The 15,536-nt window shown below is 62.1% G+C and carries 14 protein-coding genes; 6 read left to right on the top strand and 8 right to left on the bottom strand.

Features of this window, described 5'->3' with window-relative positions; translation table 11 throughout:
* Positions 1-59: 59 nt before the first annotated feature.
* The 3 genes from BSY240_RS11835 to BSY240_RS11825 all read right to left on the bottom strand — a co-directional run bounded on the left by BSY240_RS11835 (position 60) and on the right by BSY240_RS11825 (position 4,737).
* Entirely contained in the window at positions 60-2,405 is a 2,346-nt protein-coding gene (locus BSY240_RS11835; protein WP_069042443.1) for a methyl-accepting chemotaxis protein, read from the bottom strand.
* A gap of 154 nt (positions 2,406-2,559) precedes the next feature.
* Positions 2,560-3,459 (bottom strand): ribokinase, encoded by a 900-nt coding sequence (locus tag BSY240_RS11830; RefSeq protein WP_069042442.1) that lies wholly within the window; start codon positions 3,457-3,459, stop codon positions 2,560-2,562.
* 54 nt (positions 3,460-3,513) lie between these two features.
* Entirely contained in the window at positions 3,514-4,737 is a 1,224-nt protein-coding gene (locus tag BSY240_RS11825) for a DNA recombination protein RmuC (protein WP_069042441.1), read from the bottom strand.
* A gap of 297 nt (positions 4,738-5,034) precedes the next feature.
* On the opposite strand from BSY240_RS11825, the gene BSY240_RS11820 reads away from it, so the two are divergent.
* The 5 genes from BSY240_RS11820 to truA all read left to right on the top strand — a co-directional run bounded on the left by BSY240_RS11820 (position 5,035) and on the right by truA (position 10,596).
* Positions 5,035-6,543 carry a globin-coupled sensor protein gene (locus BSY240_RS11820; protein WP_069042440.1) on the top strand — a complete coding sequence of 503 codons (1,509 nt, stop codon included), beginning with the start codon at positions 5,035-5,037 and terminating at the stop codon, positions 6,541-6,543.
* 113 nt (positions 6,544-6,656) lie between these two features.
* Positions 6,657-8,159 (top strand): globin-coupled sensor protein, encoded by a 1,503-nt coding sequence (locus BSY240_RS11815; protein ID WP_069043951.1) that lies wholly within the window; start codon positions 6,657-6,659, stop codon positions 8,157-8,159.
* Between the two features lie 72 nt (positions 8,160-8,231).
* The gene (def, locus tag BSY240_RS11810) at positions 8,232-8,744 is read left to right on the top strand and encodes a peptide deformylase (RefSeq protein WP_069042439.1); all 513 of its coding nucleotides are present in this window, start codon (positions 8,232-8,234) and stop codon (positions 8,742-8,744) included.
* Positions 8,745-8,884: 140 nt separating this feature from the next.
* The gene (gene fmt / locus BSY240_RS11805; protein WP_069042438.1) at positions 8,885-9,829 is read left to right on the top strand and encodes a methionyl-tRNA formyltransferase; all 945 of its coding nucleotides are present in this window, start codon (positions 8,885-8,887) and stop codon (positions 9,827-9,829) included.
* Positions 9,829-10,596 carry a tRNA pseudouridine(38-40) synthase TruA gene (gene truA / locus BSY240_RS11800; protein WP_054149122.1) on the top strand — a complete coding sequence of 256 codons (768 nt, stop codon included), beginning with the start codon at positions 9,829-9,831 and terminating at the stop codon, positions 10,594-10,596. Before fmt ends, truA begins: the two co-directional genes overlap by 1 nt.
* 10 nt (positions 10,597-10,606) lie before the next feature.
* Here the strand turns inward: truA and BSY240_RS11795 are convergent, their stop codons facing one another.
* The 4 genes from BSY240_RS11795 to dapD all read right to left on the bottom strand — a co-directional run bounded on the left by BSY240_RS11795 (position 10,607) and on the right by dapD (position 13,743).
* Positions 10,607-11,203 carry a hypothetical protein gene (locus BSY240_RS11795; RefSeq protein WP_069042437.1) on the bottom strand — a complete coding sequence of 199 codons (597 nt, stop codon included), beginning with the start codon at positions 11,201-11,203 and terminating at the stop codon, positions 10,607-10,609.
* On the bottom strand, positions 11,190-12,383 hold the full coding sequence (dapE, locus tag BSY240_RS11790; RefSeq protein WP_069042436.1) for a succinyl-diaminopimelate desuccinylase: 1,194 nt from the start codon (positions 12,381-12,383) through the stop codon (positions 11,190-11,192). The genes BSY240_RS11795 and dapE overlap by 14 nt, the downstream gene beginning before the upstream one ends.
* A gap of 113 nt (positions 12,384-12,496) precedes the next feature.
* Positions 12,497-12,877, bottom strand: coding sequence for a DUF805 domain-containing protein (locus tag BSY240_RS11785; protein WP_054149119.1), 381 nt, complete (start codon positions 12,875-12,877; stop codon positions 12,497-12,499).
* A 5-nt stretch (positions 12,878-12,882) separates the two neighbouring features.
* Positions 12,883-13,743, bottom strand: a complete 861-nt coding sequence (dapD, locus tag BSY240_RS11780; RefSeq protein WP_069042435.1) for a 2,3,4,5-tetrahydropyridine-2,6-dicarboxylate N-succinyltransferase — start codon at positions 13,741-13,743, stop codon at positions 12,883-12,885.
* A gap of 138 nt (positions 13,744-13,881) precedes the next feature.
* On the opposite strand from dapD, the gene BSY240_RS11775 reads away from it, so the two are divergent.
* On the top strand, positions 13,882-14,760 hold the full coding sequence (locus tag BSY240_RS11775) for an LOG family protein (protein ID WP_069042434.1): 879 nt from the start codon (positions 13,882-13,884) through the stop codon (positions 14,758-14,760).
* Between the two features lie 39 nt (positions 14,761-14,799).
* Here BSY240_RS11775 and BSY240_RS11770 read toward each other — a convergent pair whose 3' ends face one another.
* The gene (locus BSY240_RS11770) at positions 14,800-15,483 is read right to left on the bottom strand and encodes a calcium-binding protein (protein WP_069042433.1); all 684 of its coding nucleotides are present in this window, start codon (positions 15,481-15,483) and stop codon (positions 14,800-14,802) included.
* Positions 15,484-15,536: the final 53 nt, after the last annotated feature.

The raw sequence follows: 15,536 nt of genomic DNA, 5'->3' as shown, positions 1-15,536 counted from the left end.
AATAAGGGCGCTGCCTCGGCAGCGCCCTTTGATTTGGATTTGGACTTGGGCTCTGAACCTCAGAACTCTTCCCAATTGTCCGCACTTGCCGCAGCGCCGCCTGCCGCCGCCATCTTGCGAGGGGCCGGCGTATAGACCGGTGCTCTGGGGCTTGCAGCCGTTGAGGTTGCGGGGCTTCGCATCGTTTCCGCCGCAGCGCGCAGGGCCGCAACTGGCGCAGCAGCGCCGGTTACCTGGAACTTCGCCACCAGGCCGCGCAGCGTATCGGACTCGTTGCGCAGCGCCATGCTGGCCGCCGTCGTCTCTTCCACCATCGCAGCGTTCTGCTGGGTCACCTGGTCCATCTGGTTGACGGCGGCATTGACCTCCTTGAGGCCGGATGCCTGTTCGCTTGCCGAAGCGGAGATCTGGCGGATGAGGCCGTTGATCTGCATGACCTGCTGGGCGATCTTTTCGAGCGTCTGACCGGCTTCGCCGACAAGCTCGACGCCGTCCTTGACCTGGGCGGCCGAGGCATTGATCAGCGCCTTGATCTCCTTGGCGGCCGTTGCCGAACGCTGGGCGAGCTCACGGACTTCCTGCGCGACGACGGCAAAGCCCTTTCCGGCTTCCCCGGCACGCGCCGCTTCCACGCCCGCATTGAGCGCGAGCAGGTTGGTCTGGAAGGCGATCTCGTCGATGACCCCGATGATGCGGGAGATTTCCTGCGACGACTGCTCGATGCCATGCATCGAGGCAACTGCTTTCTGTACTACCTCGCCAGACTTTTCGGCATCCTTCACTGCAACCGAAACGGTGTTTGCCGCTGTCCCTGCATTGTCGGCGCTCGAATTGACCTGTTCGGTCAGCTCGTTCAGAGCCGCCGCCGTCTCCTCAAGGCTCGCCGCCTGCTGCTCGGTTCGCTTGGAAAGGTCTGCAGCGCTTTCGGAGATCTCGCTGGTGCCGGCGGCGATGTTGACCACGCTGCCGTTCACAGAGGCGAGCGCCTGTTCGAGGCTTGTCACGGCATCGTTGAAGTCGCGCTTCAGGGCGGCATACTCGCCCGGGAATTCGTCGGCGATCCGATAGGTGAGATTGCCCTGAGAGAGCTGCGCGAGACCGCTTCCGAGCGCGGTCACGACATGCTGTTGCACCGAAGCGGATTGAGTGCGTTCGTCTTCGTTGCGACGGCGCTCGCCTTCAGCGGCCTTGCGCTGTGCATCGGCTTCGGCGGCAAGCATGTTGCTTTCGGCGAGCTTGTGGCGGAAGCCGTCGAGCGCCTTGGCGACAAGACCGATCTCATCCTGGCGATCTTGGTTTGAAACGTCACTGGCGTAGTCGCCCTTGGTCATGCGTTCGACGTCGCCGACCAGCCCGTGCAGCGGGCGCTGGGCGATCGAACGCACTGCAAGGAACAGCGCCAGCATCACGGCTGCAAGTACGATCAGGCCGCCAATGATCATCATCATGGTCTGTGCCTCGATCGGTGCGTTGATCGCAGCATGCGGAATGTCGATGATCACCGCCCAGGTGGCGTTCACGCCGGGAACGGCAAAGGGGTAGAGCAGGCGGTCGTAGCCTTCGCCGCTTGCGTCGGAAAGATTTGGTACGAGGCTGCCGGTTCCGTTCGACAGCGAAGTCTTGAGGGCGTCGGCCCCTTCGGCTTCGTATGACTTCATCAGAAGCTCGTCAGTCGGGGCCACGAGCCACTGCGCGCCTTGCGCCACGAGCAGCACACGCCCGGTTTCAAATGGCTTCAACGCCTTGAGCTTCTCGGAGAGCGAAAGCAGGGACATGTCGACGCCCGTCACGCCGAGCAGCTTGCCGCCGGAATAGACCGGATAGGCAATAGAGCTCATCGTCGTCGGAACGTCGGTGCCTTCGGCGAGATAGGGTGCGGTGATCGCGCCTTTGCCGCTCTTGGCAGCGAGTGCGTACCATTCTGCCGGATAGTCCGCCCGGAAGGTGGAGAACTGAATGTCGCCATTACGATCTTTCGACCAATAGGGCGTAAAGTCACCGTCGTCATTGGCGGAGAGCTCAAGCTTGCCCTTGATTTCATCCTTCTGACCGTCGATGGCGCGGGGTTCCTCCGCCATCCAGCTTCCGAAGGCGAATGGGTTCTGCTCAAGGTTGGCCTTGAGGATGTTCGTGATCCCCTGGCGGTCGAGCGATTTTCCTTCGTGGCCGCGACCGATGACGCCGGACATGGTGCGTGCGGCACTTGCCAGTTCGCCGATGTCCCCGGCGATCTCGCGGGCGATGGATTTGGCCTCGGCATTGGCCTGTTCCATTGTCAGGGAATGAACCCGATCACGGGTCTGAGAAATCAGAACGAGATTGGAAAGGAAAAGCACAAGTCCGATGGCAACGCCGGTGACGACCAGAAGTTTGGCGGCGATCGAACGGGTAAAGAAGGCGAACATGGGAGCCTCGAAAACTGAGGATCAGGACGCAGGGACATTCGTTCCGCGCTGTCATGGCGCGGCCGGGCACGCTTTCGCATACCCCGATCGCGACCGATGCTATGTTCCATTGCTTAACGGGCAATAAATCAGACTTAAGCGGCCTGATTAAGTATCAAAGCGAGGCCGTCACATCGGCGGCCACGGGGATCGACGGCTGGGCGCCGGCCTTGAGGCAAGCAAGCGATCCGGCGACGGCTGCGCGGCGCAGCGCATCGCCGAAAGCAAGACCAGCGTCCAGGCTCGCGGCAAGATAGCCGCAGAAGGTATCGCCAGCGCCGACCGTATCGACCGGCACGATCTTCAGGCCCTTGGTCCGGTGCACAGTGCCACCTTCGGCAGCAATCACGCCATCGGCGCCGAGGGTGACGATCAGGATCTGACCGGTCTTGCCATGCATGTCGAGGAGGATCTGCTCCCGCTCTTCGCCTGTCAGGTTGTCACGGCCGACCAGCCGTTCGAATTCGGTTTCGTTAGCGATGACGATATCCGCAAGCGCCGCCAGGTCTTCTGTCTCCGGGGTGAGGGGTGCGATGTTCAGCACCGTCCGGACGCCCCGTGCTTTCGCGCTCTTCAGCGCAGCCTCGACGGAGCCTGCCGGCACCTCCTGCTGCACCATCAGGATATCGCCGTCCTGCATGCCCTCTATAGCGCTCTCGGCCTGCGCAGCGCTGACGGTGCCATTGGCGGCGGGCACGACGGCGATCATGTTCTCGCCGTCGCCCCCCACCAGGATGAGCGCGGTACCGGTCGGGCCATCGACGCGGGCAACGGCCGAAAGGATTGCGCCTGCCTTGTCGAGAAGATCAAGCGCCGGGCCTGCGAACTCGTCGCGACCGACAGCGCCGACCATGCGCACCTCGGCCCCGGCGCGCCGGGCTGCCAGCGCCTGATTTGCACCCTTGCCGCCCGCTGCCGTTGCAAATCCCGTCCCGGCGACCGTTTCACCCGGCTTTGGCAGCCTGGGCGTGGTGGCAACGAGGTCCATGTTGATGGAGCCGAAGACGGTGATCATGAGCGCGGTGCCTCCCTGAATGCTCTAGGCTGTCGCGCTCTTTTGGACCGGGTCTCAGTCCTCGTCAACAACCCTGAGCTTGAGTAGACCCGTGCGGCTCTCGACGGCGCGGCTGGGCGCATCGTCGCCATCCTCTCGTCCGCCGGGTGTTTCGAATTCCATGGCTTCGATCTTGGCGCCGCGTTTTGCCAGCTTGTCCGAGGAGGTGATGATCATCTCGACATCCTTCTGGGCCGCGAGGAAATGGCTCTGAAGCTTTCGCGTCCGGTCGTCCAGACGTCCAAGGTCCTCCATCAATCGGATGACTTCGCCCTGGATCAGGTGCGCCTGTTCACGCATGCGCTGGTCCTTCAGTACGGCCTGAATCACCTGGATGGACAGCATCAGCAGCGATGGCGACACGATCACCACCTTCTGCCGGTGCGCTTTCTGCACAACGCCTTCGAAGTTCTCGTGGATCTCAGCGAAGATCGATTCCGACGGCACGAACAGGAAGGCCATATCCTGGGTCTCGCCGGGGATCAGGTACTTCTCCGAGATGTCGCGGATATGCACCTCCATATCCCGGCGGAACTGCTGCGAGGCAGCCTTCTTCTGTTCCGGATTTTCCGTCTCCCGGATCACGTTCCAGGCTTCGAGTGGGAACTTCGCATCCACCACCAGTGGCGGCGAATTGTTCGGCATCCGGATGGTGCAGTCGGGACGCGAGCCGTTGGAAAGTGTCGTCTGGAACGCATAGGCGCCCATCGGCAGACCGTCGGCGACAATCGTCTCCATGCGCGACTGGCCGAAGGCGCCGCGCGTCTGCTTGTTGGACAGGATCGCCTGAAGGCCGACGACATCCTTGGCCAGCGACTGGATGTTGTTCTGCGCGGCATCGATTACCGCCAGTCGCTCCTGCAGCGTGCGCAGATTGTCATGCGTCGACTTGGTCTGCTCGGTGATCGTCGTGCCTAACCGATGCGTCATGCCATCAAGCCGTTGGCTGATCGACTGATTGAGCTCGGCCTGGCGGCTGCCGAACACTTCGGCCATGGTTGCAAGCCGTCCCTGCATTTCGGCCTGGGCCTTCAGCAGTTCCGCAAGCCGCGCTTCCGCAGCTTCGTCCCGCCGTGCAGTCTCTTCCCGCAATTCGGCGCGCAAACGTGCGGCCCGCATCGTCGCGATGACGATCAAGACGAGCGGCAGTAAAAACAGAAGAGCCACGAGGCCGATGAGGAACGCGGGCTGAAGGGTGACTGAGCCGATGGTCACTGCCGGAATGTCGAGAAGGGTCATGCGCGGGATGATAGCTGATTCGGACCGCGAAAACAGATCAAAGAGTGAACGGACGTCTCCCTTGCCGGGAAGTCACAGGTTGCTATAGCGAAAAAATACGCGCCTTCAGTATGTGACGATAATCAATCCTTCCCCGGAAATCTGGACGTTTTTCGTTCAGTGCGACCGCGATACGCTCGCGAAGGCAAAAATATGCTCTCCCCCGACAACTGAACATTTACCATTTTAGAATTCTCTGAATGTCGCTTATCAGCAATCGCTGATGTTTTTGTGAACCAGAAGAGTGAAGTACCGGCCATGGCGTCGCAAACCGAAAATGCAGATCTGAAGAACCGTCTTCGCTTCCTGGGATTGGACGACAAGGGCAGGGAAACTCTGCGAAGACTTGGACCGCTGATCCGCAAGAACATCGGCGGTGCACTCGAAATATTCTACGACAAGATCCGCAAGGTTCCAGAGACCGCCGCTTTCTTTCGCAACGACGATCATATTAAGGGTGCCAAGAAGCGTCAGGAAGAACACTGGGGCATCGTCGGCACCGCAGACTATACGGATAGCTATGTCGAGGGTGTCACCAAGGTCGGCAAGGCCCATGCGCGCATTGGCCTCGAGCCACGCTGGTATATCGGTGGTTATGCGCTCGTTCTCGAGCAACTCGTACATGCGGTCGTTCGCGAACGTTGGCCGAGCCGTTTCGGTCGGCGCAATTCCGAGCAGCTCGCTGAAGAGATCTCTGTCGTCGTCAAGGCTGCCTTGCTCGACATGGACTATTCCATCTCCGTCTATCTGGCGATCCTGGCCGAGCAGCGTCAGGCTGCGGAAGACGCCCGGCTGAAGGCGGAAGCCGAGCAGGCAACGGCGCTCGCAGCCCTGCGCGGCGCACTCGGCAAGCTGTCTGCCGGCGATCTTGAAGCCCGGCTGCCGAACGATCTGCCGGCCAATTTCGCGCAGATGGCCGAGGACTACAATGCGTCGGTCGATGCACTGCGCGCGACGATTACGACCGTGCGCCATTCTGCCGACGAAATCTTCAAGTCGACGACTGCGATTTCCGATGCCACCGATGATCTCGCACAGCGCACCGAGCAGCAGGCGGCGGGTCTCGAGGAAAGCACTGCCGCGCTGCACGAGCTGACCCAGAATGTCACCTTGACCGCCGATGGCGCGAAGGAGGCTGCCACGGTCGTCGGTGCTGCCTTGACGGAAGCCCGCGTCTCCGAAGAGGTTGTCTCCCGCGCTGTCACCGCCATGGGGGCCATCGAGAAATCCTCCGACGAGATTTCCAAGATCATCGGCGTCATCGACGAGATTGCCTTCCAGACCAACCTTCTGGCGCTGAACGCCGGCGTGGAGGCTGCCCGTGCGGGTGAGGCCGGGCGTGGCTTCGCGGTCGTCGCGCAGGAAGTTCGTGAGCTTGCGCAGCGTTGCGCCAACGCCGCCCGCGAGATCAAGAACCTGATCTCGCAGAGCTCGACACAGGTCGAAGCTGGTGTCGGCCTCGTCAACAATGCTGGCGATGCACTCGGCAAGATCATCGTTCGCATCGGCGAGATCAACGACATCGTCGGCAAGATCGCGCTTGCCGCAGCCGACCAGTCCGGCGGCCTGCGCGAGGTCAACACGTCAGTTCAGTCGATGGATCAGATCACCCAGCGCAACGCCGCCATGGTCGAGGAAAGCTCGGCCCAGACCGCGACGCTGATGGAAGAGGCCGGGCGCCTCGTCCAGGCGCTGCAAGGTTTCAAGACGAGCGGAAGCCGCATGCAGACGTCGAACCCGGGCAGCAACTACCGCATGGCCTCGTAATCCGGCCCTTGCCCGTCACGGTCGCGCGGAAACCGCGCGACCGTTTAGGAACTGTTCAGCAAAGCGTGGCAGTTCTGACTGATACCAGCCAAACCGAAAGTCTTCATAACATCATGACCTCGAACACTCAGAACGACCTCACCGAACGTCTTGAATTCCTGGAGATCGATCAGAAGACGCGCAGCACGCTCGCCGAGCTTCGGCCTTCGATCAAGGAGGTCCTGGGCGGGGCATTGGACAAGTTTTACGCCAAGGTTTCAAAGACCGGGAAGACCGCCGCGCATTTCCGCGATGGCGCCCATATGAATGGCGCAAAGAGCGCCCAGATCGGCCATTGGGACAAGGTCGCCAGCGGCAATTTCGATGAAAACTACGTGCGCGGGGTCACGGCTGTCGGCAAGGCCCATGCCCGGATCGGTCTCGAGCCTCGCTGGTATATCGGCGGCTATTCGATGCTGGTCGGCGAACTTCTGGCCGGCATCCTGGTCAAGCACTGGCCTTTCCCGTTCGGCAAACAGCATGCCGCCTCGCTCGCCGACAAGATGCGCGCCGTGGTCAAGGCCGCCATGCTCGACATGGACTATTCGATTTCCGTCTACCTGGAAGAGCTGGAAAGCCGGCGCCGGGCGCTCGAGGAAGAGCGTGCCCGTTTTGAGGCCGATCAGGCGATCGCCATGGAGCATCTGCGTCGTGGCCTGGAATCGCTGGCCCAAGGTGACTTCGAAGCCCGCATGACCACGGACCTGCCTGAGAACTTCAAGGAGATGGCAGGGCATTACAACGATACGGTCGATCGCCTGAACGTTTCCTTTGCCGCGATCCGCCGCGCCTCGGAAGGCATTCTGAGCGGAACCGATGCGATCGCTCACGCCTCGAGCGAACTGGCGAGCCGCACGACCCGCCAGGCCAGCGGCGTGCAGGAAAGCTCCACCGCCTTGCAGCAGCTGTCCGTCAGCGTCAGTCAGACGGCAGCCAATGCCGAGCGTGCCTCGCAGGAAGTGCGCGATACGCAGCAGCAGGCGAAGACGTCAGGTACGGTCGTGTCGAAGGCTGTCTCCGCCATGGATGCGATCGAAAAGTCCTCCACTGAGATCTCCAAGATCATCGGGGTGATCGATGAAATCGCCTTCCAGACCAATCTGCTCGCGCTGAACGCCGGCGTCGAAGCAGCACGCGCTGGCGATGCCGGCAAGGGTTTTGCCGTGGTCGCCCAGGAAGTCCGCCAGCTTGCCCAGCGCTCAGCCGATGCGGCGAAGGAAATCAAGCAGCTGATTTCCCAGAGCTCCGCCCAGGTGAAGGAAGGCGTCGGTCTTGTCACCGGCACCGGCGAAGCCCTGACCGACATCATCACGCGCATCGATGCGATCGACACCTTCGTCTCCGACATCGCGACCGCGGCCAAGGACCAGGCGATCGGCCTCAATGAAGTGAACCAGGCGACCCGCAACATGGATCTCCTGACCCACGAGAACAGCGACATGGTCGAGCGCACGTCGGACGAGACGCGCCGCCTGCGGGCCGAGGTCGCCGGTCTCGTCGAGCAGTTGTCTCAGATCCGCACCCGTGCCGACGCAGCCCCGCAGGGGCGTCGCATCATGGAACGACGGGTCGCCTGATCCGGCTCAGAATCGGAGAAACGGAAGCGTTTTTTCCGTTTCCTCCGTGGGGAAGTTGCGCTAAGGGAGACCATGACCATCAAGCCTCTCATCATCCTGCCCGATCCCCTGCTGCGTCAGGTATCCGCGCCCATCGAGCGCGTCGATGCCGAGCTCGAGCAGTTGATCGATGACATGCTCGAAACCATGTACGAAGCGCCGGGCATCGGCCTTGCGGCGATCCAGGTCGGCGTGCCGCGCCGTTTGCTGGTGATCGATCTCGCCAAGGAAGGCGAAGAGCCGGCGCCGCTCGTCTACATCAATCCGGAGATCGTCAAGAGTTCGGACGAATGCTCGGTCTACGAGGAAGGCTGCCTGTCGATCCCGGACTATTACGCCGAGGTTGAACGTCCGGCCTCGATCACGGTGAAGTCGCTCGGCCGGGACGGCAAGGAGACGGTGACCGAGGCCGACGGCCTGCTCGCCACTTGCCTTCAGCATGAAATCGACCATTTGAACGGCGTGCTCTTCATCGACCACATCTCCCGCCTGAAGCGTGAGATGGTGATCAAGAGGTTCACCAAGGCCGCCCGTCAGAAGATCTGATATCGAGCAAATCTAGCAAAAGTGCGAAGCGGTTTTGCGTCCGGAATTGCGTATAAACAAAATGATAGAGCATTGACGGCGCTCCGTTTTCGCCGGAAATGCTCTGGGCGTAGTTTAACCCGCGCTTGAAGGCTGACAGAATGGCACTTCGCATCATCTTCATGGGCACGCCGGACTTTTCCGTCGCGACCCTGAAAGCCTTGCATGCGGCAGGCCACGAGATCGTCGCCGCTTACTCGCAACCGCCCCGTCCGGGCGGTCGCCGTGGCCTGGACCTGCAGAAGTCGCCGGTGCATCAGGCGGCCGAAGACCTCGGCATCGAAGTCCGCCACCCCCTGAATTTCCGCGATCCGGCCGACCGTGATGCCTTTGTCGCGCTTGAGGCCGATGTCGCGGTGGTCGTTGCCTATGGCTTGCTGTTGCCGGAGGCGATCCTCAACGGCACGCGTCTCGGCGCCTATAACGGCCATGCCTCCCTGCTGCCGCGCTGGCGAGGGGCTGCCCCCATCCAGCGCGCCATCATGGCCGGCGATGCCGAGACCGGGATGATGGTGATGAAAATGGACAAGGGCCTCGACACGGGCCCCGTAGCACTCACACGCAAGGTTGCGATCGGTCCCGACATGACCGCCGGCGAACTGCACGACGCTCTGAGCTTGGCCGGCGCCGAAGCCATGGTCGAGGCAATGGCGGGGCTGGAAGCTGGAACACTCGTAACCGTCTCCCAGGCCGAAGACGGTGTGCTCTACGCGACAAAGATCGACAAGGCCGAGACCCGCGTCGACTTCTCCCGTTCGGCAACTGAGGTCCACAACCATATCCGCGGCCTCTCGCCCTTCCCGGGCGCCTGGACCGAGATCGAGGTCAATGGCAAGCTCGAACGCGTCAAGCTCCTCGCCTCGCATCTCGCCGAGAAGGATGAAGTGTTGGCGGCTGCCGGCACGGCCCTTGACGAGCACCTGACGATCGCTTGCGGTACGGGCGCAATCAGCCTCGTCCGCCTCCAGAAGGCCGGCGGCAAGGCACTGAACGCCGAAGACTTCCTGCGTGGCACCCCACTCCCCAAGGGCACGGTGATCGCCTGATGCCCCGCTTCCGGATGACCGTCGAATATGATGGCTCGGCCTATGTCGGCTGGCAGCGCCAGGACAACGGCCACTCCATCCAGACCGCCCTCGAACAAGCGATCCTGTCTTTGACCAGCGAGACTGTCGTGATCCGGGGCGCAGGTCGTACCGATTCCGGTGTCCATGCCATGGGCCAGGTCATCCATGCAGATCTTTCCCGCGCCTGGGAGCCGCACAAGCTGCGCAACGCGCTGAACGCTCATCTTGCCATGGCGTCGGAACAGGTCGCCGTAATCGATGTGCAGGCCGTACCTGATGAGTTCGACGCCCGCTTCTCGGCGCTCCGCCGGCATTATCTCTACCGCATCATCACCCGCCCGGCGCGTCTCGCGCTGGAGGACAAACGTGCCTGGTGGGTGCCGAAGCCGCTCGATCACGAGGCGATGCATGCGGCGGCGCAGCAGCTTGTCGGTCACCACGACTTCACCACCTTCCGCTCGGCCCATTGCCAGGCGAAGAGCCCAGTCCGCACGCTGGATCGCCTGGATGTCACGCGCTCCGACAATCTCATCGAGATCCGCGCCACGGCCCAAAGCTTTCTGCACAATCAGATCCGGTCTTTCGCCGGCACCTTGAAGCTTGCCGGCGAGGGCAAGATGACACCGGCCGATGTGCGCGCTGCACTCGAAGCCCGTGATCGTGCAGCCTGCGGGCCGGTCGCGCCACCGGAAGGACTGTTCTTCATGGCTGTGGACTATCCCGGCGACGAGCCGTTCAGCGGCTGAGGCTCAAGGCTCAACCCGGATAGACGCCGAGATAGCGTTCCAGCACCTCGGCAATGATCATGGCGGGCACGAGCAGGATCAGAACGATGGTTGAGACCATCAGCAACTGGTCGCCGACGATCATGCGTATGATGCGGAAGAGCGCCGCGATGACGGTGATCATCAGCAGAAACCACAACAGCGCCACGAGGCCTGCCAGGCCGGGCAGGAACATCATCAACAGGACCAGAAGGCCGTAGGAATAGGAGACCGGCAGAGCAAGCCAGTTGATCGCCACGACCATCGATGCGTATTTCTCGCCGGTCCCGACCATCCAGCAGAGAATGCCAAGCAATATCAGCGGAAACAGCCAGTTGGAGGCCTCGACCAGCGCCAGGCGGAAGAAGAACAGGGCGCCTGTCTCCGTCCCCTCCGGCAGGCCCTGGAGATAGAGCAGCCGCCACCAGGCAAACGAGATCAGGATCGCGGGCAGCGCCCAGAGCACGGCCCAGAAAGAGCGCATCGCGCCGCGGTCGGTCAGGTCGAGATAGGAAAAGCCTGACGGATCCTGCTTGAACAGCAGCCAGAGGCCCCTGAGATAGAACTCGACCTCTTTAAGCGTCGGCATGGGCGAACCACTGTTCGATGAAGGTCTGGTAGATCACGGTGAGCGTTTCCAGATCCGAAACGGCAACCCTTTCGTCGACCATGTGCATGGTCTGCCCGACAAGGCCGAATTCGACCACCGGGCAATAATCCTTGATGAACCGGGCATCCGATGTGCCGCCGGTGGTCGAGAGCTTCGGCGTCTTGCCCGTTACCGTCTCGATTGCACCCGACAGCGAGGCGATCAGCGCGTTGTTGCGCGTCAGGAAAACATGGCTCGGACGCTCCGACCAGACGATATCGTAGCCGATCGCAGCGCGATCCGGGCGAAGCTCGGGATCCACAGCCGCAGCTTCGAGCCGGCGAATGATCTCGGCCTTGACGCTGTCGGCGGTCCACAGATCGTTGAAGCGGATGTTGAACTTGAAGCGAGCGGATGCCGGGATGACATTCGTTGCCGCATTGCCGACATCGATGGTGGTCACTTCGAGGTTGGACGGTTGGAAGTTTTCCGTGCCCTGATCGAAGGCCGGGTACATCAGGCTTTTCGCCAGCGACAGCGCCCCGCGCACCGGATTGTCGGCGAGATGCGGATAGGCCGCGTGACCCTGCACGCCCTTCACCGTAACGGTGCCCGAAACCGAGCCCCGCCGGCCGATCTTGATCATGTCGCCGAGTGCATCGGGATTGGTCGGCTCACCGACCAGGCAGGCGTCCCAGCGCTCGCCACGCGTCGCCGCCCATTCGAGCAACTTCACCGTGCCGTTGACGGCGGGTCCTTCCTCGTCGCCGGTGATAAGCAGCGAGACCGAGCCCTTCGGCAGCTTACCGGCTTCGACCAGCCGCGCATAAGCCGCGATGAAGCAGGCGATCCCGCCCTTCATATCAACAGCGCCACGGCCATAGAGCATTCCGTCACGAACGTCGCCCGAGAACGGGCCAGCGCTCCAGTCGGTCTCGGCACCAACGGGCACGACATCGCTATGGCCCGCAAACATCAGATGCGGTCCATCAGATCCGGCCCGGGCATAGAGGTTCTCGATATCAGGCGTGCCCTCGTCGCTTGCGACCATACGATCGACCTTGAAGCCGAGAGGCGAAAGGAGGCCTTCCAGCACATCAAGCGCGCCGCCTTCGGCGGGCGTGACGGAGGGGCAGCGGATAAGGGCCTGGAGGATATCGACGGGATTGGTAGTGGTCATGAAAACTTTTACGGGATTGACCGAGTGCCGGTTCAGCCCGGCCGTCGGTGCCTTGAGAAGATAAGGCAGACTTAGCCGATCCGCCGGAGCCTGTCACCCACCACGCGCCCCCCTCAGGTCGAACGCATATCAGGACCCGGTCCATAGCGGTTGTCATCCTCGACCGAGGGCCAGACGCAGAGCGCGAAGAAGATGATCAGTGAGAACGCAGGCATGATCAGGAGCGCCGCCACCACGCCCGGCATGCCGATATCGTGCAGCCTCTTGGTGCCGAGCATCAGCAACGACAGGAGGGAGAGGGAAGCAGAGGCGAGGAAGAGCGAGAGGAAGCCGGGTGCGACCTGCTCGTCTGATTGGCCCGTGACGAACGCGATCACGGCCGCGTTCGTCATCATCCAGAAAAGGGTGCCGAGGATGAAGATGCGCCGGCCGATGCGCCCGTCCCAAAGGAAGAGCGCCCAGCCGACCGTCGTCTCTCGCCCCGGCCCGGACATCCGCTTTAGTCGCGCAGCAATTCGTTGATGCCGGTCTTCGAGCGGGTCTTTTCATCGACGCGCTTGACGATGACGGCGCAGTAGAGATGCGGTGCGGCCAAGCCGTTTGCCATGACCGCATTGCCCGACGGCATGGAGCCGGCAACGACGACGGAATAGGGCGGCACTTCGCCATACATCACTTCGCCGGTGGCTCGGTCGACGATCTTGGTCGACTTGCCGATGTAAACGCCCATGCCGAGAACCGAGCCTTCGCGGATGATGCAGCCTTCAACGACTTCCGAGCGGGCACCGATGAAGCAATTGTCCTCGATGATCGTCGGGCCGGCCTGCAGCGGCTCAAGCACGCCGCCGATGCCGACGCCGCCGGACAGATGCACGTTCGCGCCGATCTGGGCGCAGGAGCCGACCGTCGCCCAGGTGTCAACCATGGTGTTTTCACCGACATAGGCGCCGAGATTGACGAAGGACGGCATCAGGACGACGCCCTTGGACACGTAAGCCGAGCGGCGGACAACGGCGTTCGGTACGGCGCGGAAGCCGGCCGAGCGGAATTCGCTTTCGCCCCAGCCTTCGAACTTCGACGGCACCTTGTCCCACCAGGTGGAAGCACCCGGACCGCCCTTCACGACTTCCATGTCGTTCAGACGGAAGGAGAGGAGCACGGCCTTCTTCAGCCACTGATGCACGGTCCAGGTCCCGTCTTCGCCACGGGCTGCGACACGAACCTGGCCGCTGTCCAGGAGGTTGAGCGCTGTTTCGACCGCGTCGCGGATCTCGCCCGTGGTGGTGGTCGAAACCGTATCGCGGTTGTCGAATGCCGCTTCGATGACGTGTTCGAGCTGGGCGAGATCGGTGGCGCTCATCTGAATTCCTTAAACTTCGTTGTCTACCGTGGGGATGGAACCGATCAGGATCTGATCGAAAATTCGCGCAAAGCTCTAGCGCATAAAGGGCTGGAAGAAAACAGCCGTGGGAGCTCTGCGCTTTGGAAAGGAAGAGGCATGGCACGGTGGAAGAATGGCAAGCACAGACGCAAGGACGGATCCTGGGATCCGCTGAAGGATAGCTCGACCGACAAGCAGACGGCTGAAGTCATTCCGCGCACGCCGCAATCGGCGTCTTCGTCCTATACGCTTGCCTATGTCGACGATGAATTCCTCTGCCGCGAGGAACTTCGGCCGGTGCGTCTACAGCTCGAATTGCTGAAGACGGAAATGATCCTCACCGAACGAAACATCAAGTCGACGGTCGTCATGTTCGGCGGCGCGCGCATCCCCGCGCCCGGCGAAGCTGCCTGGGCGGCGAAGAACGATATCCAGAAGAAGAACCTGGAAGACGCTTCGATCTATTATGAGGAAGCCCGCAAGTTTGCTCAACTCTGCTCTGAGCATGCACAACACAGCGGCTACCAGGAATATGTGGTCGTGACCGGCGGGGGCCCCGGTGTCATGGAAGCTGGCAATCGCGGGGCCCAGGAGGTCGGCGCGCCCTCGATCGGCCTCAACATCGTCCTGCCGCACGAGCAGGCGCCCAATCCCTATGTGACGCCGGAGCTCAGCTTCAACTTCCACTATTTCGCCATCCGCAAGATGCATTTCCTGATGCGCGCCAAGGCGATCACCATCTTTCCAGGCGGCTTCGGCACGCTGGACGAATTTTTCGAGACGATCACGCTCATTCAGACCAAGCGTATGGCGCCGATCCCGCTGATCCTTTTCTCCCGCGCCTTCTGGGAGGACATCATCAACTTCGAGGCGCTCGCCGCCTTCGGCACGATCGCCCCTGACGATCTAGAGCTTTTCCAGTTCGCCGAAACGGCCGAAGAGGCCTGGAAGATCATCGCTGATTTCTATGATCTGAACGACGAAGCGGCCCCATGAGGGGCCGCCGTCAGTTGATTTGGTGATGTGATCGCGCAATCAGCGCATCATGACCGGCCGCTTCGGCATATCTTCGGCGCTGATGACGCCGTCATTGTTACGGTCCATCCGGGTGAACATCCGGTCGGCCATGGCGGTCGCTTCCGCCTGGCTGATCTGGCCGTTCTCGTCGGTATCGGCCACCCGCATCATCCGGCCCTCGCCGCGCATGCCGTCTCGGCCACCGCGATCCCCGCCGCGATCGGCGCGCTCGTTGTGCCAGCCATGGCGCTTGCCTTCATGTCCTTTGCCGTCATGGCCTCGGCCATCCCGACCGGGACCGTCGCCGTTCATGGCCTGCTCCTGCGGTGCGCCACCCTGGGGTGGGGTGGACGCATCGGCCTTGGCGGCTTCGCGTTCCGCCTGGCGCTCGGCCCGCATGGCTTCCCGGGCCGCCTTGTGCTCTTCGCGCATCGCTTCCCGATGCTGGCGCATCTCGCCAGGGATGAGCACGCCGTCCTTGTCGGCATCGATGGCGGTGAACATTGCTTTGCCCGCAGCCGTCGCTTCTTCCTTGCTGATCTTGCCGTCCTTGTTGGTGTCGTGCTGCTGCAGCATCTGCACGAACATCACTTCCGGACCGCCACGGCGCTCGCCGCGGTCCTGCGCAAAGGCGCCGCCGGCGGTCGTGCCGATGAGCAGGGAGGCTGCCACGGCGGCCAGCGTCAGGGTCTTGCCGTTCATTGGGATATCCTTTCAAGTGTCTGCTTCGATGGGATAACCGTAACGGCGGCAAG

The sequence above is a fragment of the Agrobacterium sp. RAC06 genome, from assembly GCF_001713475.1.
GTDB lineage: Bacteria > Pseudomonadota > Alphaproteobacteria > Rhizobiales > Rhizobiaceae > Allorhizobium.
Note: the sequence above shows the minus strand (reverse complement) of the source record. Positions and strands in the feature narration are given on the sequence as shown.